The sequence below is a fragment of the Comamonas guangdongensis genome (assembly GCF_041079535.1).
GTDB classification, from domain to species: domain Bacteria; phylum Pseudomonadota; class Gammaproteobacteria; order Burkholderiales; family Burkholderiaceae_C; genus Comamonas; species Comamonas guangdongensis.
Genome location: NZ_JBFYGN010000010.1, coordinates 113,679 through 133,108, shown reverse-complemented (window position 1 = coordinate 133,108; position 19,430 = coordinate 113,679). Strand labels below are relative to the sequence as shown.

General features: G+C 64.2%; 22 protein-coding genes. 11 read left to right on the top strand and 11 right to left on the bottom strand.

Annotated features, from left to right (window positions below; genetic code table 11):
* Positions 1 to 98: 98 nt before the first annotated feature.
* The 7 genes from AB6724_RS11205 to AB6724_RS11175 all read right to left on the bottom strand — a co-directional run bounded on the left by AB6724_RS11205 (position 99) and on the right by AB6724_RS11175 (position 6,371).
* Entirely contained in the window at positions 99 to 980 is an 882-nt protein-coding gene (locus AB6724_RS11205) for a cytochrome c oxidase subunit 3 (protein ID WP_369338597.1), read from the bottom strand.
* A gap of 99 nt (positions 981 to 1,079) precedes the next feature.
* The gene (locus tag AB6724_RS11200) at positions 1,080 to 1,277 is read right to left on the bottom strand and encodes a DUF2970 domain-containing protein (protein WP_369338596.1); all 198 of its coding nucleotides are present in this window, start codon (positions 1,275 to 1,277) and stop codon (positions 1,080 to 1,082) included.
* Complete coding sequence (locus AB6724_RS11195; RefSeq protein ID WP_369338595.1) at positions 1,274 to 1,906, bottom strand: cytochrome c oxidase assembly protein; 633 nt, start codon at positions 1,904 to 1,906, stop codon at positions 1,274 to 1,276. Before AB6724_RS11195 ends, AB6724_RS11200 begins: the two co-directional genes overlap by 4 nt.
* Positions 1,907 to 1,934: 28 nt before the next feature.
* Positions 1,935 to 2,045: a cytochrome oxidase small assembly protein gene (locus AB6724_RS11190; protein WP_369338594.1), complete on the bottom strand. Its 111-nt coding sequence runs from the start codon at positions 2,043 to 2,045 to the stop codon at positions 1,935 to 1,937.
* A gap of 13 nt (positions 2,046 to 2,058) precedes the next feature.
* A complete protein-coding gene (ctaD, locus tag AB6724_RS11185) occupies positions 2,059 to 3,699 on the bottom strand; it encodes a cytochrome c oxidase subunit I (RefSeq protein WP_369338593.1) in 1,641 nt (546 codons plus the stop codon).
* A 35-nt stretch (positions 3,700 to 3,734) separates the two neighbouring features.
* Entirely contained in the window at positions 3,735 to 4,934 is a 1,200-nt protein-coding gene (gene coxB, locus AB6724_RS11180) for a cytochrome c oxidase subunit II (RefSeq protein WP_369338592.1), read from the bottom strand.
* A 528-nt stretch (positions 4,935 to 5,462) separates the two neighbouring features.
* Positions 5,463 to 6,371, bottom strand: coding sequence for a class I SAM-dependent methyltransferase (locus AB6724_RS11175; RefSeq protein ID WP_369338591.1), 909 nt, complete (start codon positions 6,369 to 6,371; stop codon positions 5,463 to 5,465).
* 79 nt (positions 6,372 to 6,450) lie between these two features.
* On the opposite strand from AB6724_RS11175, the gene AB6724_RS11170 reads away from it, so the two are divergent.
* From AB6724_RS11170 to AB6724_RS11160, 3 genes are all read left to right on the top strand, one after another.
* Positions 6,451 to 7,191: a phosphoribosyltransferase family protein gene (locus tag AB6724_RS11170; protein ID WP_369338590.1), complete on the top strand. Its 741-nt coding sequence runs from the start codon at positions 6,451 to 6,453 to the stop codon at positions 7,189 to 7,191.
* 71 nt (positions 7,192 to 7,262) lie between these two features.
* Positions 7,263 to 7,757 carry a tRNA (uridine(34)/cytosine(34)/5-carboxymethylaminomethyluridine(34)-2'-O)-methyltransferase TrmL gene (gene trmL / locus AB6724_RS11165; RefSeq protein WP_369338589.1) on the top strand — a complete coding sequence of 165 codons (495 nt, stop codon included), beginning with the start codon at positions 7,263 to 7,265 and terminating at the stop codon, positions 7,755 to 7,757.
* A gap of 151 nt (positions 7,758 to 7,908) precedes the next feature.
* Positions 7,909 to 8,220: a DUF4148 domain-containing protein gene (locus AB6724_RS11160; RefSeq protein ID WP_369338588.1), complete on the top strand. Its 312-nt coding sequence runs from the start codon at positions 7,909 to 7,911 to the stop codon at positions 8,218 to 8,220.
* A 105-nt stretch (positions 8,221 to 8,325) separates the two neighbouring features.
* Here AB6724_RS11160 and AB6724_RS11155 read toward each other — a convergent pair whose 3' ends face one another.
* Complete coding sequence (locus AB6724_RS11155; protein ID WP_369338587.1) at positions 8,326 to 8,790, bottom strand: MaoC family dehydratase; 465 nt, start codon at positions 8,788 to 8,790, stop codon at positions 8,326 to 8,328.
* Between the two features lie 131 nt (positions 8,791 to 8,921).
* Complete coding sequence (locus AB6724_RS11150) at positions 8,922 to 9,554, bottom strand: LysE family transporter (RefSeq protein ID WP_369338586.1); 633 nt, start codon at positions 9,552 to 9,554, stop codon at positions 8,922 to 8,924.
* A gap of 198 nt (positions 9,555 to 9,752) precedes the next feature.
* Here AB6724_RS11150 and kefC point away from each other — a divergent pair, with 198 nt between their 5' ends.
* A complete protein-coding gene (kefC, locus tag AB6724_RS11145) occupies positions 9,753 to 11,618 on the top strand; it encodes a glutathione-regulated potassium-efflux system protein KefC (RefSeq protein WP_369338585.1) in 1,866 nt (621 codons plus the stop codon).
* Positions 11,619 to 11,621: 3 nt separating this feature from the next.
* On the opposite strand, the gene AB6724_RS11140 is transcribed toward kefC, so the two are convergent.
* Positions 11,622 to 12,509, bottom strand: coding sequence for a LysR family transcriptional regulator (locus AB6724_RS11140; protein ID WP_369338584.1), 888 nt, complete (start codon positions 12,507 to 12,509; stop codon positions 11,622 to 11,624).
* A gap of 105 nt (positions 12,510 to 12,614) precedes the next feature.
* Here AB6724_RS11140 and AB6724_RS11135 point away from each other — a divergent pair, with 105 nt between their 5' ends.
* Together AB6724_RS11135 and AB6724_RS11130 are read left to right on the top strand one after the other, a co-directional pair.
* On the top strand, positions 12,615 to 13,217 hold the full coding sequence (locus AB6724_RS11135) for a short chain dehydrogenase (protein ID WP_369338583.1): 603 nt from the start codon (positions 12,615 to 12,617) through the stop codon (positions 13,215 to 13,217).
* A 77-nt stretch (positions 13,218 to 13,294) separates the two neighbouring features.
* Complete coding sequence (locus tag AB6724_RS11130; RefSeq protein WP_369338582.1) at positions 13,295 to 13,744, top strand: DUF1841 family protein; 450 nt, start codon at positions 13,295 to 13,297, stop codon at positions 13,742 to 13,744.
* A gap of 63 nt (positions 13,745 to 13,807) precedes the next feature.
* On the opposite strand, the gene AB6724_RS11125 is transcribed toward AB6724_RS11130, so the two are convergent.
* The gene (locus tag AB6724_RS11125; RefSeq protein WP_369338581.1) at positions 13,808 to 14,470 is read right to left on the bottom strand and encodes a c-type cytochrome; all 663 of its coding nucleotides are present in this window, start codon (positions 14,468 to 14,470) and stop codon (positions 13,808 to 13,810) included.
* A 116-nt stretch (positions 14,471 to 14,586) separates the two neighbouring features.
* On the opposite strand from AB6724_RS11125, the gene AB6724_RS11120 reads away from it, so the two are divergent.
* The 5 genes from AB6724_RS11120 to AB6724_RS11100 are packed head-to-tail and all read left to right on the top strand — an operon-like array spanning position 14,587 to position 19,430.
* Positions 14,587 to 15,429: an AAA family ATPase gene (locus tag AB6724_RS11120; RefSeq protein WP_369338580.1), complete on the top strand. Its 843-nt coding sequence runs from the start codon at positions 14,587 to 14,589 to the stop codon at positions 15,427 to 15,429.
* Positions 15,430 to 15,450: 21 nt separating this feature from the next.
* Positions 15,451 to 15,687: a hypothetical protein gene (locus AB6724_RS11115; protein WP_369338579.1), complete on the top strand. Its 237-nt coding sequence runs from the start codon at positions 15,451 to 15,453 to the stop codon at positions 15,685 to 15,687.
* 22 nt (positions 15,688 to 15,709) lie between these two features.
* Entirely contained in the window at positions 15,710 to 16,306 is a 597-nt protein-coding gene (locus AB6724_RS11110) for a GNAT family N-acetyltransferase (RefSeq protein WP_369338578.1), read from the top strand.
* Between the two features lie 18 nt (positions 16,307 to 16,324).
* Positions 16,325 to 17,512 (top strand): vWA domain-containing protein, encoded by a 1,188-nt coding sequence (locus tag AB6724_RS11105; protein ID WP_369338577.1) that lies wholly within the window; start codon positions 16,325 to 16,327, stop codon positions 17,510 to 17,512.
* Between the two features lie 4 nt (positions 17,513 to 17,516).
* The gene (locus AB6724_RS11100) at positions 17,517 to 19,430 is read left to right on the top strand and encodes an autotransporter assembly complex protein TamA (RefSeq protein ID WP_439329857.1); all 1,914 of its coding nucleotides are present in this window, start codon (positions 17,517 to 17,519) and stop codon (positions 19,428 to 19,430) included.

Sequence of the window (19,430 nt, the reverse complement as noted above, 5' to 3'; positions counted from 1 at the left end):
ATTGCTCCTTATGGGTTTCAGCATTGCTTCATGCTGAAACCTCAAGCGGGCAAGCGCAAGGCGCTTTGATTCCAAGAGCGTGAACACGCTCTTACTGCTTACAGCCAGTAGACGAGGACGTACAGGAACAGCCAGACCACGTCCACAAAGTGCCAGTACCAGGCTGCACCTTCGAAGCCGAAGTGATGCTTATCGGTGAAGTCGCCCTTCATCAGACGCAGGGTGATGAAGAACAGCATCAGCATGCCCACCAGCACGTGGAAGCCGTGGAAACCGGTCAGCATGTAGAAGGTGGAGCCGTACACGCCGGAGCTGAGCTTGAGGTTGTAGGCCGCATGGAGATGGTAGTACTCGTAGCCCTGCACGCAGACGAACACAAAGCCCAGCACCACCGTCAGCCACATAAAGCCTATGCAGCGCGCGCGGTGGTTGGCCTGCAGCGCATGGTGGGCGATGGTCAGCGTCACGCCCGAGCTCAGCAGCAGGGCCGTGTTGATGGTGGGCAGCCAGAACGGGCCCACGGTCTGGAAAGGCTCGACGATATTGGCCGGAGAGGCCGTCGCGCCGCCACCCGCGCTGGGCCATATGGACTGGAAGTTGGGCCACAGCAGCTCGTTGGCCAGACTGCCCAGCGCCGGCACCGAATGCGCGCGCGCCCACCACAGGGCGGTGAAGAAGGCGCCGAAAAACATCACCTCCGAGAAGATGAACCAGCTCATGCTCCAGCGATAGGAGAGGTCGATCTTGCGGCTGTTGAGCCCGGCCTCGCTCTCGCGCGCCGCTTCGCGGAACCAGACGAAGAGCACGGCCAGCCACCAGACCAGGCCCAGGAACAGGGAGTACATGCCCCAGTCATAGCCGTTGATCCAGGTGCCTGCGCCCAGGATCACGAAAAACAGGCCGATGGCCGCCATGACGGGATGGCTGGATTCGGCCGGCACATAGTAGTAAGGGGTTGCGCCCTGAGGGGTTGCACTCATCACTCGGCTCCTGACACTGTTGATCGTTGTTCTTACCGCTGTCTCAACTGCTCTTGCACATGCTGCCCTGCTCGCCAGGGCTCCCGCGTTCAGCCAAGGCTAAACGACGAGATTGACGATCCATATCAACGCTAATACCAAGGCCACGATCGCCACCAGACCGACGGCGATCACATGCAGCGGCGTGACGCTGGCGAAATCCTTTTGGTATTCCTTGCCCTTGCGCACGCCCAGCATCGCCCAGCACACGGCCACGATGGTGCGCCACAGCGTGGGCTTGTTCTCCCTCTCGCTCATGATGCCGACCCATGCGCTGCCGCGGCAGGCGCAGTCGCCGCGCGGGTGGCCGCCCGTCCGGGCGCGGCCGGCGTCTTGCCATCCACCTCGAAGAAGGTATAGGACAGCGTGATGGTCTTCACGTCCTTGGAGATGCGCGGATCGATATAGAACACCACCGGCCATTCGCGCTTTTCACCGGGATCCAGCGTGTACTGCGAAAAGCAGAAGCACTCGATCTTGTTGAAAAAGGCCGTGGCCTGGCGCGGCGCATAGCTGGGAATGGCCTGTGCCGCCATGCGGCGGTTCTGCACGTTCTGGAATTCGTACATCACCGTGACCATCTCGCCGGGGTGTACCTGGAGCGAGCGGACTGCGGGCTTGAAGTCCCAGAGACTGCGCACATTGGCATCGAACTCCACGGTGATGGTGCGGCTGGTATCCACCTGCGTGTTGGCAGGCGGCCTCGCATCGCGCCCCGCGACGCCGGCACCGGGCACCTGCCGCTCGGACAGGGACAGGATGTTGATGCCCGTGGCCTCGCAGATCTGGCGGTACAGGGGCACGAGCAGATAGCCGAACGCAAACATGCCCAGCGCCACGGCCGCCAGCTTGCCCACCATCTTTGCGTTTTCCCTGACCAGGCTCACATCCGTCTCCTGTATGCCGGCGACTGCATCAGTGCAGCCAGGCCATCTTCACCATAAAGCCGATAAAGAACACCAGCGCCGTGGAGGCCAGGATCAGGCCCAGTCGCCGATTCGCCCTGCGCTGCTCTTGCATGCTCATGGATTCCTCCTGTTCAGCCAATCACCTTGGTCGCGGTTTCGTCGAGCTTGGGCGGCGTGGTGAAGGTATGAAAGGGTGCGGGCGAAGCCACTTCCCATTCCAGGCCTTCGGCGGCTTCCCAGGGCTTTTGCGGCGCCTTCTCGCCATGGCCGCGCATGGCGGGCCAGACCACGAAGACGAAGAAGTACACCTGCATCAGGCCGAAGCCGAAGCCGCCAATGGACGCCACCATATTGAAGTCGGCGAACTGCATGGGGTAGTCGGCATAGCGGCGCGGCATGCCGGCCAGGCCCAGGAAGTGCATGGGGAAGAAGGTGACGTTGAAGAAGATCAGCGAGCCCCAGAAATGGATGCGGCCGCGGGTCTCGGAATACATCACGCCCATCCACTTGGGCGACCAGTAGTAGTAGCCCGCGAACATCGCGAACAGCGACCCAGCCACCAGCACATAGTGGAAATGCGCCACCACGTAATAGGTGTCCTGCAGCTGGATGTCGATGGGGGCCATGGACAGGATCAGACCCGTGAAGCCGCCCATGGTGAACACGAAGATGAAGCCCACGGCAAACAGCATGGGGGTCTCGAACGACAGCGAGCCGCGCCACATGGTGGCCGTCCAGTTGAAGACCTTCACGGCCGTCGGCACGGAGATCAGCATGGTCGCGTACATGAAGAACAGCTGGCCCGTGACCGGCATGCCGGTGGTGAACATGTGGTGGGCCCAGACGATGAAGGACAGGATGGCGATGGCCGCCACCGCATAGACCATGGAGGTGTAGCCGAACAGCTTCTTGCGGCTGAAGGCCGGCACGATCTGGCTCACGATGCCGAAGGCCGGCAGGATCATGATGTAGACCTCGGGGTGACCGAAGAACCAGAAGATATGCTGGTACATCACGGGGTCGCCGCCGCCCGCGGGGTTGAAGAAGCTGGTGCCGAAATGGCGGTCCGTCAGCGTCATGGTGATGGCGCCGGCCAGCACCGGCATCACGGCGATCAGCAGGTAGGCGGTGATCAGCCAGGTCCAGGCGAACAGCGGCATCTTCATCAGCGTCATGCCCGGGGCGCGCATGTTCAGAATGGTCACGATGATGTTGATCGCGCCCATGATGGAACTCGCGCCCATGATGTGCATGGCGAAGATGCTGGTGTCCATGGAGGGACCCATCTGCAGCGTCAGCGGCGCATACAGCGTCCAGCCCGCGGCCGGCGCGCCGCCGGGCATGAAGAACGAGCCCACCAGCATGATGCCCGCGGGGATCAGCAGCCAGAAGCTGAAGTTGTTCATGCGCGCGAACGCCATGTCGGAGGCCCCGATCTGCAGCGGCAGCATCCAGTTCGCAAAGCCCACGAAGGCCGGCATGATGGCGCCGAACACCATGATCAGGCCGTGCATGGTGGTCAGCTGGTTGAACAGCTCGGGGTTGACGATCTGCAGCCCGGGCTGGAACAGCTCGGCGCGGATCAGCATGGCCAGAACGCCTCCCACCATCAGCATGGTGAAGGAGAACAGCAGGTACATCGTGCCGATGTCCTTGTGATTGGTGGCAAACAGCCAGCGGCGCCAGCCCGAAGGGGCGTGGTGGTGGTCGTCATGCCCATGTTCGTGCCCATGCTCCGCAGGCGTCTGGATGGGAGGAAGTACGGCGCTCATAGTCTTAACTCCAGTCGATCATCGGTTCCAGACACTTACTGCGCAGCGGCTGCGCCGCCCTCGGGGAACTTGCCGCCGCGTGCCGCAACGAACTGCGCGGGCTGCACCAGCTGCCCGGTCTGGTTGCTCCAGTGGTTCTTGGCAAAGGTCACCACGGCCGCCAGATCGGTATCGCTGAGCTGCTTCCACGAAGGCATGGCGCCGTTGGCGCGGCCCTCGAGCACCGCATGCATCATTTCGGCGGGTGCGCCCTGGACGACGGCGCTGCCGTCCAGCGGCTTGATGGGGCCGGCGCCCTTGCCGTTGGCCTGGTGGCAGGCCGCGCAGTTTGCCGCATAGACCTTCTCGCCGCGCGCCAGCAGATCGGCCATGACCCAGACCTTGTTGGGATCGTCCTGCTTGGCTGCGACCTTCTTCTTTTCGGTCTCGACCCAGGCCGTGTAGTCGGCTGCGGACAGCACCTTCACATGGATGGGCATATAGGCATGTTCCTTGCCGCAGAGCTCGGCACACTGGCCGTAGTAATCACCGGCTTTTTCGGCCTTGAACCAGGTGTCGCGCACAAAGCCCGGAATCGCGTCCTGCTTGATGCCGAAGGCCGGCACCATGAAGGAATGGATCACGTCGTTGGCCGTGGTGATCACGCGCACCTTTTTGTTGATCGGCACCACCAGCGGCTGATCGACCTTGAGCAGATAGTCGTTGGGTGCATTGCTCACGTCGCCGCTGTTGGACATCTGGCGCTGGGCCGTGTCCAGGGTCGAGATATAGCTCAGGCCCTCGCCTTCGCCATTGATGTAGTCATAGCCCCATTTCCACTGGTAGCCCGTGACCTTGACGGTCAGATCGGCATTGGTCGTGTCCTTCTGCGCCACCAGCACCTTGGTGGCCGGCAGAGCCATGAGCACCACGATGATGAAGGGCACGACGGTCCAGGCAATCTCCACCTTGACCGACTCATGGAAGTTCGCGGCCTGGGCGCCCTGGGACTTGCGGTGCTTCCAGATGGAATAGAACATCACGCCGAACACGCCGAGGAAGATCACCGTGCAGATGACGAGCATCATCCAGTGCAGAAAGTGTTGCTCCACGGCGATGCGCGTGACCGGCGGGTGCAGATTCAACTGATTGACGGCAGGTCCTCCCGGCAGATCCTGCGCCGCATGCGCCACGGAACTACCCCATGCTGCCAAGGCCAAACTCCAGGAAACCAGCTTGGTGGAAATACTTTTCATCGTTTTCACTTACCTCTAAGCCTTAGTTTGTCCACTCGCTCACTGGCTTTCGCACCGGCTGGCCGGAAGACCGTGAGACTCACACTACCCGCGAACTACACCGCAGCATGCCCCAAAGTTTGATAGCAATGTCTGCGCGCATTCACTAATACCTGTACCGAAAACCCATGCCAACGGCCGGAGCCGGACGCGACGGAAGCCGGCCCCGCGGCCGGGACAGAAAGCAAAGGGGAAGGAGGACGCAGGCCGCGCCTCATGGCCGGCGCAAGGCCCAGGGATGCGGCGGCGCAGCCCGAGGCTGGCTGGTGGTGATGATCAAACTCGCGAACCGGCCGCTCTTGAATCCGCTGGCCAGTCCCCTTGGCAAAGCGATACACCCGATATCTCCCCTGGCGGCCTGCGGCCGCTCCTGTCTTGTGTCCTGCGGGCTGGAGAGAAGCCCGCCGGAATGGCTGTCATCTATCGAAGACCTTGGGGAAATTGTAGGCAGCTTCGTGTTCAATCAATGACAGGAAAACGACATTCGGGCTATCGCAAACCCGTGTTGCGCGGCTGCTTGAGCATGGCCTTCATGTCCTGCAGCGACACCGAGCTGTTGGCCTCCAGACGCACCTTGGGCTGAGGCTTGTAGGCATGGCCGTAGACGATTTCAAAGGTCAGGGCCAGTTGGCCGTCGGGCTGCTTGTCGGCCCAGCGCTGCGCGATCTGGCGCAGCAGATCGGCCTTCCAGCCGCGGCCGCGCAGACCCGCAAAGCGCGCGGGATGCAGATTGCGGCCCAGCTCGCGCAGCTCCTGCAGCAGGCGCTCGGGCGTGGCAAAGGTCAGCGTGATGCGCTCCATGTCCATCACCGGCTCGGCAAAGCCGGAATGCACCAGCATGTCGCCCCAGTCATGCATGTCGGTGAAGGCCTGGCCCGCCGGACCCCAGCCCAGTTCCGCATACAGCTGGTGCAGCTGCTGGACCGTGTCCGGCCCCAGGCCCGAGAACATCACATAGCCGTCGACCTTGAGCGCCTTGTGCCAGCGCTCTATCAGCGTCTGGGGGTCGGCCGCAGTGTGCAGCAGCATATTCGCCCACAGCATGTCCTGGCTGGCTTCGGCGGGCTCGGCCACCTGCACGCCGGCGCCCTTCCAGCGCGCCAACTGCCACCAGCGGCTGGTCAGCTTTTCCTGGGCCTCGGTCCGGCGCCGGGCCACGGGCTCGTAGAGCGTGCATTCGGCCTGCGGATAGCGCTCGCGCAGCAGCTCATGGGCCTCCATGCCGCCGCGCACGGGCTCCCAGTGGCACCATTGCTGCGGGGGCTTGACGATCCAGTCCAGGCGCTGCTGCATGCGCCTGGCCACCTCCTCATGCAACCACGGCGATTCGGCCGGAGCGGCCGCATGCCAATGGTTGGCTGCTACAGGATCGATGGTGGGAGGCAGGGCGTGAGACATGGGCAAACAGGGTGCAGGACTTGGCGCTAAGCAGCACCTGCCTGAAAGGAGAACAATGCGGCGCGAGTATATTGACTCCATGCCCGACCTTCATGCGACATGGCTTTCGCGCCTGCGCCGACAGCGCAATCTCTGGCTGGACCTGCTGCCCAGCCAATGCGCGGTCTGCGGCCGCTGGCCGGGCCCGCGCATCTGCCCCGACTGCCGGGCGCGCTGGGCACCCATGACCCAGCGCTGCCGGACCTGCGCCATGCCGCTGCCGGCCTCTGCCACCGGTTGCGGCGCCTGCCTCCGGCAAGCCCCCAAGCTCAGCCGCTGCACCGCCGTTCTGGACTATGCCTATCCCTGGCAGGAACTCATTACGCGCTACAAATTCCGGGCCGATCTGGGCCTGGCGCGCGGCCTGGGCCGGCTGCTGGCCGAGCACGCCGAAGTTCGGGAGCAGTTGCACGCCTGCGATGCGCTGCTGCCGGTGCCGGCTTCCGATGCCCGCCTGCGCGAGCGCGGCTTTGACCATTGCGGGCTACTCGCGCGCGCCATGGCACATCAAACGCAAGGCAGCCCGCCGCTGCTAACCCATGTGCTGCAGCGCAGACACCTGGACCTGCCCCAGCATGCGTCCAGCCGGGCCCAGCGGCTGCGCCAGCTGCGCGGAGTCTTTGCCGTGCGGCCGGCGCAGCAGTCCCGGCTTGCGGGCCGCCACCTGCTGCTGCTCGACGATGTGATGACCACGGGCGCCACGCTGGATGCGCTGGCCGACTGCCTGCTGGCCGCGGGGGCGGCCTCGGTCGCGGCGGTGGTGCTGGCGCGCACGCCTTGATCCATATTGAGCAGTCTGGAACTGCGGGCGCCGGCAGCGGGCAAGACACCGTGACCGCACAATAGCGCCCCATGTTTCATATCGTTCTTGTGGCGCCCGAGATCCCACCCAACACGGGCAACGTCATCCGCCTGGCAGCCAACACCGGCTGCAGCCTGCATCTGATAGAGCCGCTGGGTTTTTCCATGGAAGACCGCCACATGCGCCGCGCCGGCCTGGACTACCACGAGTACGCGGCCGTGACTCGCCATGCGAACTGGGAGGCTTTCCTCCAGACCTGCCAGCCCCAAAGGGAGCGCATGTTCGCCATGACCACCCACAGCAGCCGCCCCGCGCATGAGATCGGCTTTCATGCCGGCGACTGGCTGGTGTTCGGCTCGGAAAGCAAGGGTCTGCCGCCCGAGGTACGCGCCCAGTTCCCCGACGAGCAGCGCCTGCGCCTGCCCATGCTGCCCTCGCAGCGCAGCCTGAACCTGTCCAATGCCGTGGCCGTCACGGTGTTCGAGGCCTGGCGTCAGCAAGGTTTTGCGGGCGCGGCGCTGGCAGAGCCCAAACCCGCGCCTTAGTTCCCCATCATTACCATCACCAGCAAGACGATAAGTTGCGGTTTAGGGAATTTTTCTCCGAATTAAGTCGATCTACAGTACTACCCATGGACCTGCAGCCGACCGGCGATATCCGCCAGGACTGCAAGCCACGTAGACCAAAGGACGAATCATGAGATACACCAACCGCCTCGCCATCGTCGCCACCCTGGCTCTGTCCGCCGCTGCCGCACAGGCCGCGGGATTCGACTTCACCAGCGGCAACTACCCTCCCCAGCCCGCCAGCCAGTCCACACTGACCCGTGCCGAAGTCAAGGCCCAGGTCCGGGATGCCATCGCCAAGAAACAGATGCCGTCTGCCGGTGACGCCTACCTGCCGCTGTCCATGCAGCAGCAACAGCCTTCCGGCCTCACCCGCGCACAGGTGCGCCAGGAAACCATGGCCGCTGAAAAAGCCGGCTTGCTGGACAACTACGGCGAATAAGAAGCTTTCAGCTTTCTTCGGGCCATCGGTCTAGCCGGGCGTGCTTCCAACCAGGCCCCAAGGCAATGCCTTGGGGCTTTTTTGCACCCCAAGTCCGGGCAAAGTTCAGGCCGGAGCGCCAAAGCTGCGCGCCAGGGATTCGGCCACGCATACGGGCTTGTCGCCCCCCTCGCGTTCCACGGTCACCAGCCAGGTCATCTGCAGGCCCTCGGGCTCGATGCGCTCGGCCGCCTGCAGGCTCATACGCGCGCGCAGCCGGCTGTTGACGGGCACAGGCGCCATGAAACGCACGCGGTTCAGGCCATAGTTCACGCCCATCCTGGCGCCTTCGATCTCGAAGGTGCTCTCGAAAAATCGCGGCAGCAGCGACAGCGTGAGAAAGCCATGCGCTATCGGCGCACCGAACGGCCCCTTGGCCGCGCGTTCGGGGTCGGTATGAATCCATTGCTGGTCGCCCGTGGCATCGGCAAACATCTGGATTTGCGGCTGCGTGATCGTGACCCAGTCGCTGACCGCCACTTCCTGCCCAATGCAGGACAGCACTTCGGAGTAGGAATGAAAGGTTTTCATGCCTTCAATGTAGAAGCGGCCCTGCCCGGCTCATGTCTGGCGCGGGACAAGGGGTTCACCCTAGTTCGCATGAAAAGCGCTGCCGCCCCTGTCGGCGCCTGCGCATGCAGCTATCGCTTTGAGTTTCCGGCTCAGGCCTCGGCCGAGCGCTGTACAAAGAACAGTCCGGTTCCCACCGCCATCAGCAAACCGCCAAACACGCGGTTCTGGTTGCGCATGGCTCGCGCGCTGCGCATCAGGCCGCGCAGGGCGCTGGCGCCCGCGGCGTAGCTGTGCATCACCGTGGTGTCCACGGCCAGCATGGTCACGGCCAGGATCGCCAGCTGCGGCGCCAGCGGGCGGCTGGTGGTCATGAACTGGGGCAGCACCGCGACCATGAAAATGATGCCCTTGGGGTTGGTGGCATTGGTCAGAAAGCCCGTCAGCACCCGCTTGCTGAAACTGATCTCAGCCATGGCCTCCTGCGCCGCCATGGGGGAGGCGCCCGAGCGCCACTGGCTCAGGCCCAGGTAGATCAGGTAGCCGGCGCCCACGATCTTCACGGCGTTGAACGCCCATTCGGAGGCCATGAGCAGCGAGCCCACGCCCGCGCCGGCGATCAGCAAAATCGCCAGCAGGCCCAGCTGCAGCCCCATGATGGTGGCACTGGTCTTGCGCACCCCATAGGACAGGCCATGGCTCATGGAAAGCACGGCCCCCGAACCCGGCGACACCGCAATGATCCAGGAAGCCACAAAAAACGCGAGCCAGGTATGCCAGTCCATCGAAAACCCCAAACAGCCCAGAAGCCGGTGAAAGACCACCATCTTAAAAGTTGTGCCGTCAACCTGCAGTCGCCGCCGCAAAAAGCGCTATAAGCATCCGGTAACGAGATTCAGCGGAATTTATGGCCCGTCATAAGACCGGCGCTGGTTTCAGAGTGCCAAAATGCCCGATTGACAAGGGTTAACACCAACTACCCCATGGAACACAGCGCTCCCATCTGGCTGACTTACGGCTTCATCTACCTCACCGCCGCCGTTCTGGCCGTCCCCATCGCCCGAGCCCTGGGGTTGGGCGCCATCATCGGCTACCTGGGAGCCGGCATCGCCATGGGCCCCTGGGGCTTCGGCCTGGTGCGCAATGTGGACGACATCCTGCACTTTGCCGAATTCGGCGTGGTGCTCATGCTCTTCGTCATCGGGCTCGAGCTGCAGCCCAAGCGCCTGTGGGAGCTGCGCCGGCCGATTTTCGGCTGGGGCATGGCGCAGATGGCCGTCTGCACCGGCATTCTGTTCGTGGCGGCCTGGATCTTCGGCTTTTCCTGGCGCGTCAGCCTGATCGCCGGCATGGGCCTGGCGCTGTCCTCCACGGCCATCTGCCTGCAGGTGATGGCCGAGCGCAATCTGATGCGCACGCCCAGCGGCCAGGCCGCGTTTTCCATATTGCTGTTTCAGGACGTGGCGGCCATCCCCATCCTGGCGCTGATTCCGATTCTGGGCGCCTACAAGGCCGCCCATGCCACGCATAGCGACAGCCATCTCTGGCTGGCGGTGCTCAAGACCATAGGCACGATAGCCGCCGTCATCATCGGCGGGCGCCTGATGCTGCAGCCCGTGCTGCGCTGGATTGCGCGCAGCAAGACGCCGGAGATCTTTACCGCCACCTCGCTGCTGCTGGTCATCGCCATCGCCATGCTGATGACCCAGATAGGCCTGTCAATGGCCCTGGGCGCCTTCCTGGCCGGCGTGCTGCTGGCCGACAGCGAATACCGCAGCGAGCTCGAGACCAATATCGAGCCCTTCAAGGGCCTGCTGCTGGGCCTGTTCTTCATGGCCGTGGGCATGAGCATAGACTTTGGCGTCATCCTGCAGAACCCCTGGGCCATGGCGGCCATGGTGACGGGTTTCGTGGCGCTGAAAGCGCTGATGATCTACGGCCTGGCCAAGGTCATGGGCCTGCCCTGGCGCGAGCGCCCCGTGTTCACGCTGATGCTGGCCCAGGGCGGCGAGTTCGCCTTCGTGGTGTTCCAAACCGCGGCCCAGTACAAGGTCTTCCGCCACAGTACCTCCTCCATGCTGGTGGCCGCCGTGGCGCTGTCCATGCTGCTGGGCCCGCTGCTGCTGGTGGCGCTGGACAAGCTGCTGCTGCGCCGCTTTGCGGCCATCAAGGACGAAGGCTCCACGAAAGCCGAGGAAATCTCCGAACACCAGGAATCGCCCGTCATCATTGCGGGCTTCGGCCGCTACGGCCAGATCGTGGCGCGCGTGCTGCTGGCCCAGGGCCTGCACCCGACCATCCTCGACCATAGCGTGGAAATGCTGGAAGCCGCCCAGACCTTCGGCTACCGCGTGTTCTATGGCGATGCCACGCGCATGGATCTGCTGCGCATCGCGGGCGCAGCCCAGGCCCGGGTGCTGGTGATCGCCGTGGACTCGCCCGAGCAATCCATCAAGATCGCGAGCCAGGTGCGCAAGCATTTCCCCAATCTGGAGATCGTGGCCCGGGCCCGCGACCTGGACCACTGGTTCCGCCTGCGCGATCTCGATGTCAAGCACGCCGAGCGCGAGGTGTTCGAGTCCAGCCTGGTTTCGGCCGGCTCCGTGCTGCAGCTGATAGGCCAGAGCCCGGCCGAGGCGCAGCGCATGACGGAGCGCTTCAGGGAACACAATCTGGCCCTGGCCGAACGCATGTATCCGCACTACAAGGACCAGAATCAAAACCAGCTGATCGCCGTGGCCAGACAGGGGCGCCAGCAGCTGGTGGAACAGATGGCCAAGGAGCGCCAGGCCGCCGAGCAGACCCTGCAGGCCGCCCCGGCGCAAGCAGTCCCCGAACAGCAGCCATAAGCCTCAGCGCTGGCCCAGCGCCTCGAGCATATGCTCCACAAAGCGCGCGAGCTTGGGCAGTTGCCGCCGGTCGGGCAGATAGACCAGATGCACGGGGCGCGGCAAGGGCACGCTGTCCTCCAGCACCGGCACCAGCCGGCCCGCGGCGATATCGTCGGCCAGCAACACCTCGGGCTGCATGATCAGGCCCAGGCCGCGCAGCGCCGCATGGCGCAGGCCGTCGCCATGATTGCACTGCAGCCGCGCGTCCTCGGGCCAGAAGGCCGTGCGCTGGCCGTCGCGCAAAACCCATTCCGAGCGGCGCTGCCAGACCGCATGGCTTAAACACTGGTGCCGGGCGAGCTCGGCCACGCTACGCGGCCGGCCATGCTGGCGCAGATAGGCCGGGGCCGCGGCAATCACCATGCGGTAGGGCTGCAGTGGCCGCGCCACCAGGCCCTCGGCGCCGATCTGGCCGATGCGCACGGCCGCATCCATGTTCTCGCCGACCAGATCGACCAGGCCGTCGCTGAGTTGCAGGTCCACGCGCACCAGCGGGTTGGCAAGCTGGTAGTCGGCCACCAGGGGAGCGATCACATGGTTGCCCAGCGTGATCGGGGCGCTGATGCGCAACAGGCCCTGGGGCGCGCTGCGGCTGCGCTCCACTGCGGACTCGGCCCAGCGCAGCTGCTCGAAGACCTGCCGGCTGTCCTCGTAAAAGGTACGCCCCACCTCGGTCAGGCTGTGGCGCCGCGTGCTGCGTTGCACCAGGCGTGCGCCCAACTGGGTCTCCAGTTGCTGCACATGCTTGCCCACCATCACCGCCGAAATGCCCAGGCGCCGCGCGGCGGCCGCAAAGCTGCCGTCCTCGACCACGGCCATGAAGACCTCCATATTGCGCAGCTTGTCCATGAATTACAAACCAATGCTTAGTAGTTCAAAAATATTCAGCTACTTTATGCCATGGATGATTTGCACAAGACTGTAGGCCTGTTCAACCCATACTCTGCGAAAACCATGAAGATCCTGCTCATCGGTGCCCACGGCACCATCGGTCGCGCGGTCCACGCCCTGCTCGCGCCGCGCCACGAGATCCTCACCGTCGGCCGCAACAGCGGCGAGCTGCGCGCCGACCTCACCCAGCCCCAGACGCTGGCCGCCATGTTCAAGGCCGCGGGCCCCGTCGATGCCATCGTCAGCACGGCGGGCAATCTGCACTTCGGCCCCCTGTCCGAGATGACGGCCGAGCAATTCAACCGCGGCCTGCAGGACAAGCTGCTGGGTCAGGTGCAGCTGGCCCTGCTGGGCCAGCAATGGCTGCGCGACGGCGGCTCGATCACGCTGACCAGCGGCATCGTCGCCACCGAACCCATACGCCACGGCAGCAATGCCTCGACCGTGAATGCGGCCATCGATGCCTTTGTCGCGGCCGCTGCCGTGGAGCTGCAACGCGGCCAGCGCATCAACGCCGTCAGCCCCACCTTGCTGACCGAGTCGGCCCAGGCCTATGGCGCGGTGTTTCCGGGCTTCGAGACCGTGCCCGCCCAGCGCGTGGCACTTGCCTACCAGCGCAGCATCGAGGGCGTTCAGACCGGTCGCGTCTACCGCGTGCACGGCTAGCGCGGCGGCCGGGCCAGGAGCCAAGCCAATGCCCCTGGCGACCCGGGCGCAAACGCTGCGTGATAGGCTGCGCCATCATGTTCAACCCAAGCCAAGCCGACGTACGGCGTTTTTTTTGCAGCGTGCGCGCCAAGATGATCAGCGGTGCGCCCATGGAGGCCATAGAGACGCTGGCCAGCCTGTGGATAGACGAGCACCCCGAGTATTTCGATGAACTCTCCGACGTGGATGCCGCCGTGGCGCGCAACTACGACGCCGAGCCCGAACGCAGCAACCCGTTTCTGCATCTGTCCATGCACCTGTCCATCAGCGAGCAATGCAGCGTGGACTCGCCACGCGGCATACGCCAGGCCGTGGAACTGCTGGCCAAAAAGCGCGATCTGCATGACGCTCATCACGCGGCCATGGAATGCCTGGGCCAGATGCTCTGGGAAAGCCAGCGCTCGGGCCGCCCGCCCGACGGCGAGGCCTATGTGGCCGGCGTGCAGCGCCTGGCCACCAGCGACGGCAGTTTCAAAAGCAGCTGAAGCAGGCGCAAACCCATCAACACAAAGCCCGCAGATGCGGGCTTTTTTCCAGGTGCGGAAATCCTATTTCTGTCCCAGGCGGAAGTGGGGCTGGGTCACGGTCTGCACCTCGCCGTCGAGGCTGCCTATGTATTTGGCCAGCTGCCGCAGCTCGTCGTTGTTGAACTGCTTGGCAATCCCCGCCATCACGCCGTTGCTGCGGCCGACGATGGGATTGCCCTCGGTCTTATACGACTGCAGGGCCCGGAACACATAGTCCGAGTACTGGCCCGCGACCTTGGGGTAGGACGGATCTATGGGCTTGGCAAAGCCCTCGCCATGGCAGGAGAAGCAAGCGCCTTTTTGCAGCAAGGCCGTCACCGCCGCGCCGGCCTCCTTGGGCGCGCCGCTCTTGGCCTTGCCGTGGCCCGCATAGAAAGCCGCCACATCGGCCATGTCCTGATCGCTGAGCGAATCGGCAATGCCGCGCATGGTCGGATGCTTGCGTTCGCCCTTTTTGTAGGCATTCAGCGCCGCGACCATATAGGCCTCGTTCTGCCCGCCGATCATGGGCACCTTGTAGACCTCCGGAAAGCTGGCCTGATAGCCCTGAATGCCGTGGCAGCCTATGCACATGGCGATCTTGCTCTCACCCGCCTTGGCATCTCCCTTGACGGCCTGGGCATTCGCCATACCGGTCACTGATGCGACAACTACTGCCAATATCGTGGTCCAAGTTTTTGCCATTTTGCGCGCACAATCCTTCAAGAGTTCAGACGGGTGCTCGAATGCCTTGCTGCAGTGAAAATGATTATGGCAGTGAGAATCTGACACGCTTATCAATACTTACGCTGATACCGCCCATGAAGTTTCAAGGTTCCGACAATTACGTGGCCACGCAGGATCTGATGCTGGCCGTCAACGCTGCCGCCACGCTGCAGCGCCCTCTGCTCATCAAGGGCGAGCCCGGCACCGGCAAGACCATGCTGGCCGAGGAAGTGGCCGCAGCGCTGGACATGCCGCTGTTGCAATGGCATATCAAGTCCACCACCAAGGCCCAGCAAGGCCTGTATGAATACGACGCCGTGAGCCGTCTGCGCGATTCGCAACTCGGCGACGAGCGCGTCAAGGACATCCACAACTACATCGTCAAGGGCGTGCTCTGGCAGGCCTTCACGGCCGATGCGCCGGTGGTGCTGCTGATCGACGAAATCGACAAGGCCGACATCGAATTCCCCAACGACCTGCTGCGCGAAATCGACCGCATGGAGTTCTATTGCTACGAGACGCGCGAGATGGTGCGCGCCAAGCACCGGCCGCTGGTATTCATCACCTCGAACAACGAGAAGGAGCTGCCTGACGCCTTTCTGCGCCGCTGCTTCTTCCACTACATCAAGTTCCCCGACGCGGATACCATGCGCCAGATCGTGAACGTGCACTTCCCCAAGCTGCAGGGGGAGCTGGTGAACGCCGCCATGAAGGTGTTCTACGACGTGCGCGGCCTGCCCGGACTCAAGAAAAAGCCGTCGACCAGCGAACTGCTCGACTGGCTCAAGCTGCTGGTGGCCGAGGAGATTCCGGCCACCTCGCTGCAGTCCGAGGAAGGCAAGGTCAGCGTGCCGCCGCTGGTGGGCGCCCTGCTCAAGAACGAGCAGGACATGAGCCTGTTCGAAAAGCTGGTTTTCATGAACCAGCGCAACCGATAAGCTGACATACAGGAGAGCGGCATGAGCACCGCGCAACAACTGCTGCTGGAGGGCGGCTCCGATGCCCTGGGCTTTGTGGGCGGCGCCCTGCTGGGCTGGGGAACGTCCCATGTGCTGGGCTTCGAGCTGTTCGCTCCCGGCTATGGCGCGACCAGCCTGGCCGCCATCGCGCTGGTAGGCCTGGGTGGCGGGCTGGGCCTGCAGCTGGCCCGGCGCTGGCGCCAGGCCCGCGCAGCCGCCGACAGCAGTTCCCGTTAATCCTCAGAAGCCGGAGTACGCCATGGCCTTTGTAGAACCTGTCACCCTGCGCGACCGCGGTGTGCGGCTCGAGCCCCTGTCGCTGGAGCATGAAGCCGGACTGGCCGCCGCCGCCGCCGATGGCGAGCTGTGGAAGATCCGCGTGACCTCGGTGCCCGAGCCCCAGGAAACGCGCAGCTATATAGAAACCGCGCTGCTGGGGCGCGAGCAGGGCCACCGCTTTGCGTTCACCGTGATCGACGACGACAGCGGCAAGGTGCTGGGCACCACCAGCTATCACGACATCGTTCCCGCGATCCGCCGCGTGGAGATCGGCTACACCTGGTATGCCAAGAGCACTCAGCGCACCCATGTGAACACCTCGGCCAAGCTGCTGCTGCTGGCCCATGCTTTCGGCACCCTGGGCTGCCATGTGGTGGGCTGGCGCACGGACAATTTCAACTTCGCGAGCCAGCGCGCCATCGAGCGCCTGGGCGCCAAGAAAGACGGCGTGATCCGCGGCCATGCGCTGCGCCGCGACGGCACCATACGCGACACCGTGATGTACAGCATGCGCAGCGGCGAATGGCCCGAGGCACGCGCCCAGCTGCTCTATCTTCTGGAGCAGCATGCGACATAAGCGCTGGAGACAGATTTGATGCTGATCGATTTCTTCTACACCTTGCGCGCGGCCAAGCTGCCGGTGTCGGTCAAGGAGTTCCTGACCCTGCTCGAAGCGCTGCAGGCCGGCGTGGTCGGCCCCAAGAGCGAGGAGCGCTGGAGCCTGGATGACTTCTACCATCTGGGCCGCACCATCCTGGTCAAGGATGAAAAGCACTTCGACAAGTACGACCGCGCTTTTTCCGCCTATTTCAAGGGCGTGGAAATGCTGGCCGATCTGAGCAAGGAGATTCCGCAGGACTGGCTGCAGAAGCTGCTGGAGCGCGAGCTCAGCCCCGAGGACAAGGCCAAGATCGAAGCCATGGGCTGGGACGAGCTCATGGAGACACTCAAGAAGCGCCTCGAGGAGCAGAAGGAACGCCACGAAGGCGGCAGCAAATGGATAGGCACGGGCGGCACCAGCCCGTTCGGCCACGGCGGCTACAACCCCGCGGGCATACGCATAGGCGGGCCGGGGCGCAACAAGAGCGCCGTCAAGGTCTGGGAGCAGCGCGCCTACCGCGACTATGACGACACGCAGGAGCTGGGCACGCGCAACATCAAGGTCGCGCTGCGCCGCCTGCGCAAGTTCGCGCGCCAGGGCGGCGAGCTGGAGCTGGACCTGCCCGACACCATACGTTCCACGGCGGCCAATGCCGGCTACCTCGACATCAAGATGATCCCGGAGCGCCACAACAACGTGAAGGTGCTGCTGCTGATGGATGTGGGCGGCACCATGGACGAGCATGTGCAGCGCGTGGAGGAGCTGTTCTCGGCCGTGAAGAGCGAGCTCAAGCACCTGGAGTTCTATTACTTCCACAACTGCGTCTACGACTTCATGTGGAAGAACAACCGGCGCCGCTTTGCCGAGAAATTCCCGACCTGGGACATCATCCGCAAGTACAACAAGGACTACAAGCTGATCTTCGTGGGCGACGCGACCATGAGCCCCTACGAGATACTGCAGCCCGGCGGCTCGGTCGAGTACATGAACGAGGAGCCGGGCGCCGAATGGCTGCAGCGCCTCACCCACGCTTTTCCGAAGTTCGCCTGGATCAACCCCGAGCCGCAAGGCGTCTGGCAGTACCGCCAGAGCATCAGCATCATCCAGCAGCTGATGGGCGATCGCATGTATCCGCTGTCCATCAAAGGCCTCGAGGACGCCATGCGTATTCTGTCAAAATAGGCCGATGCCCAGGATTTATCCAATCAAGAAGCCGGCCATAGGGTCGGCTTTGTTTTTGGGAGCTGCCTTGCTGCTGAGCGGCTGCGGCGTTCTCTCGTCCAAGGACAACGGTGCCGAAGCCATGGGCATCGACACCAGCGGTCCGCCCGCGTTCTCGCTGGAGGTCGATGCGCCCAAGCAGGTGCGCGAGCTGCTGGAAAAACATCTGGAACTCAGGCGCTTCCGCTTCCAGCCCGATCTTCAGCGGCGCGAGCTCACGCGCCTGCTGGGCGCCACCGATGCCAATGTGCGCGAGCTGATAGGCACGCTGGGCTACTTCAGCCCCACGGTGACGGTGGAGCTCAGCGACACGCCCGAGGAAGATGCGGAAGCCCCGCGCAAGGTGGTCGTCAAGGTGGACCCGGGCCCACCCACGCTCATCGAGGAATCCAAAGTCGGCTTCACAGGCCCCAATGCCGGAGACGATCTGGGCCTCTCGCAGCGCCTGCAGATCGAGGAGACCTGGCCGCTCAAGCCCGGCGAACCGTTCACGCAGAGCGCCTGGAGCGGGGCCAAGAACGGCGGCCTCAAGGAGCTGCAAAAGCGCCGCTACCCGCTGGCGCGCATAGACAGCAGCCTGGCCGACATCGACGCCGACACCAACCGGGCCCGCGTCAACGTCAGCTACGACCCCGGTCCCGCCTATACCTTCGGGCCGCTGCAGATGGAGGGCGCCGAGCGCTACGACCCCGTGCGCACGGCACGCATCGCGCGGCTGCCGCAGGGCCAGGAATACGATCTGCAGGCCATGCTCGACGCGCAGCAGCGCCTGGTCGGCAGCGGCTATTACGACTCCGTCTTTCTCACCCTGGCCGATGCGCCCCAGCAGGCCCAGGGCGCCGGCGCCGCCGACGGCGACGCGCAGCGCCAGGAAACGGCGATCACCTCGCCCGTGATCGCCAAGGTGCGCGAGGCCAAGCTGCAGAAATGGGTGTTCGGCGTCGGCGCCAGCACCGACACCGGCGCACGCCTGTCCGTGGACCATATCTACAACAAGGTGCCGGGCCTGGACTGGCGCGCCGTCAGCAAGCTACAGCTGGACCGCAGAAACCCGCTGATCTCCACCCAGCTGACCGGCCTGCCCGACGCAGACCTGTGGCGCTGGTTCACCAGCGCCAAGCTAGAGCGCGCGCCCGCTGGCGACTTCTATACCAACAGCGCCCAGCTGCGCTTCGGCCGTGCCAAGGCCGAGGAGCGCATAGAGCGCAATATGTATCTTCAGTACGACTACGCCAAGACCCAGGGCAGCGGCGCTCCGCCGGGCGCCTCCTCGCTGCTGGCCAACTATGGCTGGTCGGCCAGATATTTCGACAACAACATCTTGCCGACCGCGGGTTTCGGCCTGGCCGTCGAAGGCGGGGCCGGCACCACGCTGACGCCGCAGCGCACGCCCTTCGGGCGCGTCACGGGCCGCTGGCTCAGCCTGATCCCGCTGGGCGAGCGCGACGAGGAAACCAAGCGGCACAGCCGCCTGCAACTCAAGGCCAGCGTGGGCGCGGTGATGGCCAAGAAAGACGTGGACCTGCCCACCACCATCATGTTCCTGACCGGCGGCGACAACACCGTGCGCGGCTATGGCTATCAGACGATTGGCGCGCGCACCGACAACGGCCGCGTGATTGCGGGCCGCTATCTGGCCATGGGCAGCGTGGAATGGCAGCGCCCCATCGCCATCAAGGGCAATACCCAGGACTTCGAGCATGCGCTATTCATCGACGCGGGCACCGTGGGTGATGACTTCAACCGCATGTACATGCGCGTCGGCATGGGTACCGGCCTGCGCTGGAAAAGCCCCGTCGGCCCGATACAGGCCGACCTCGCCTGGGGAGCGCAGGACCACCGCCTGCGCCTGCATCTGCGCCTGGGCTTCACCTTCTGA

What these genes read in the sequence shown, in the direction of transcription:
- AB6724_RS11205 (WP_369338597.1), bottom strand. Translation starts at nt 980, where the DNA reads ATGAGTGCAACCCCTCAGGGCGCAACCCCTTACTACTATGTGCCGGCC.
- AB6724_RS11200 (WP_369338596.1), bottom strand. Translation starts at nt 1,277, where the DNA reads ATGAGCGAGAGGGAGAACAAGCCCACGCTGTGGCGCACCATCGTGGCC.
- AB6724_RS11190 (WP_369338594.1), bottom strand. Translation starts at nt 2,045, where the DNA reads ATGAGCATGCAAGAGCAGCGCAGGGCGAATCGGCGACTGGGCCTGATC.
- ctaD (WP_369338593.1), bottom strand. Translation starts at nt 3,699, where the DNA reads ATGAGCGCCGTACTTCCTCCCATCCAGACGCCTGCGGAGCATGGGCAC.
- coxB (WP_369338592.1), bottom strand. Translation starts at nt 4,934, where the DNA reads ATGAAAAGTATTTCCACCAAGCTGGTTTCCTGGAGTTTGGCCTTGGCA.
- AB6724_RS11175 (WP_369338591.1), bottom strand. Translation starts at nt 6,371, where the DNA reads ATGTCTCACGCCCTGCCTCCCACCATCGATCCTGTAGCAGCCAACCAT.
- AB6724_RS11170 (WP_369338590.1), top strand. Translation starts at nt 6,451, where the DNA reads ATGCCCGACCTTCATGCGACATGGCTTTCGCGCCTGCGCCGACAGCGC.
- trmL (WP_369338589.1), top strand. Translation starts at nt 7,263, where the DNA reads ATGTTTCATATCGTTCTTGTGGCGCCCGAGATCCCACCCAACACGGGC.
- AB6724_RS11160 (WP_369338588.1), top strand. Translation starts at nt 7,909, where the DNA reads ATGAGATACACCAACCGCCTCGCCATCGTCGCCACCCTGGCTCTGTCC.
- AB6724_RS11155 (WP_369338587.1), bottom strand. Translation starts at nt 8,790, where the DNA reads ATGAAAACCTTTCATTCCTACTCCGAAGTGCTGTCCTGCATTGGGCAG.
- AB6724_RS11150 (WP_369338586.1), bottom strand. Translation starts at nt 9,554, where the DNA reads ATGGACTGGCATACCTGGCTCGCGTTTTTTGTGGCTTCCTGGATCATT.
- kefC (WP_369338585.1), top strand. Translation starts at nt 9,753, where the DNA reads ATGGAACACAGCGCTCCCATCTGGCTGACTTACGGCTTCATCTACCTC.
- AB6724_RS11140 (WP_369338584.1), bottom strand. Translation starts at nt 12,509, where the DNA reads ATGGACAAGCTGCGCAATATGGAGGTCTTCATGGCCGTGGTCGAGGAC.
- AB6724_RS11135 (WP_369338583.1), top strand. Translation starts at nt 12,615, where the DNA reads ATGAAGATCCTGCTCATCGGTGCCCACGGCACCATCGGTCGCGCGGTC.
- AB6724_RS11130 (WP_369338582.1), top strand. Translation starts at nt 13,295, where the DNA reads ATGTTCAACCCAAGCCAAGCCGACGTACGGCGTTTTTTTTGCAGCGTG.
- AB6724_RS11125 (WP_369338581.1), bottom strand. Translation starts at nt 14,470, where the DNA reads ATGGCAAAAACTTGGACCACGATATTGGCAGTAGTTGTCGCATCAGTG.
- AB6724_RS11120 (WP_369338580.1), top strand. Translation starts at nt 14,587, where the DNA reads ATGAAGTTTCAAGGTTCCGACAATTACGTGGCCACGCAGGATCTGATG.
- AB6724_RS11115 (WP_369338579.1), top strand. Translation starts at nt 15,451, where the DNA reads ATGAGCACCGCGCAACAACTGCTGCTGGAGGGCGGCTCCGATGCCCTG.
- AB6724_RS11110 (WP_369338578.1), top strand. Translation starts at nt 15,710, where the DNA reads ATGGCCTTTGTAGAACCTGTCACCCTGCGCGACCGCGGTGTGCGGCTC.
- AB6724_RS11105 (WP_369338577.1), top strand. Translation starts at nt 16,325, where the DNA reads ATGCTGATCGATTTCTTCTACACCTTGCGCGCGGCCAAGCTGCCGGTG.
- AB6724_RS11100 (WP_439329857.1), top strand. Translation starts at nt 17,517, where the DNA reads ATGCCCAGGATTTATCCAATCAAGAAGCCGGCCATAGGGTCGGCTTTG.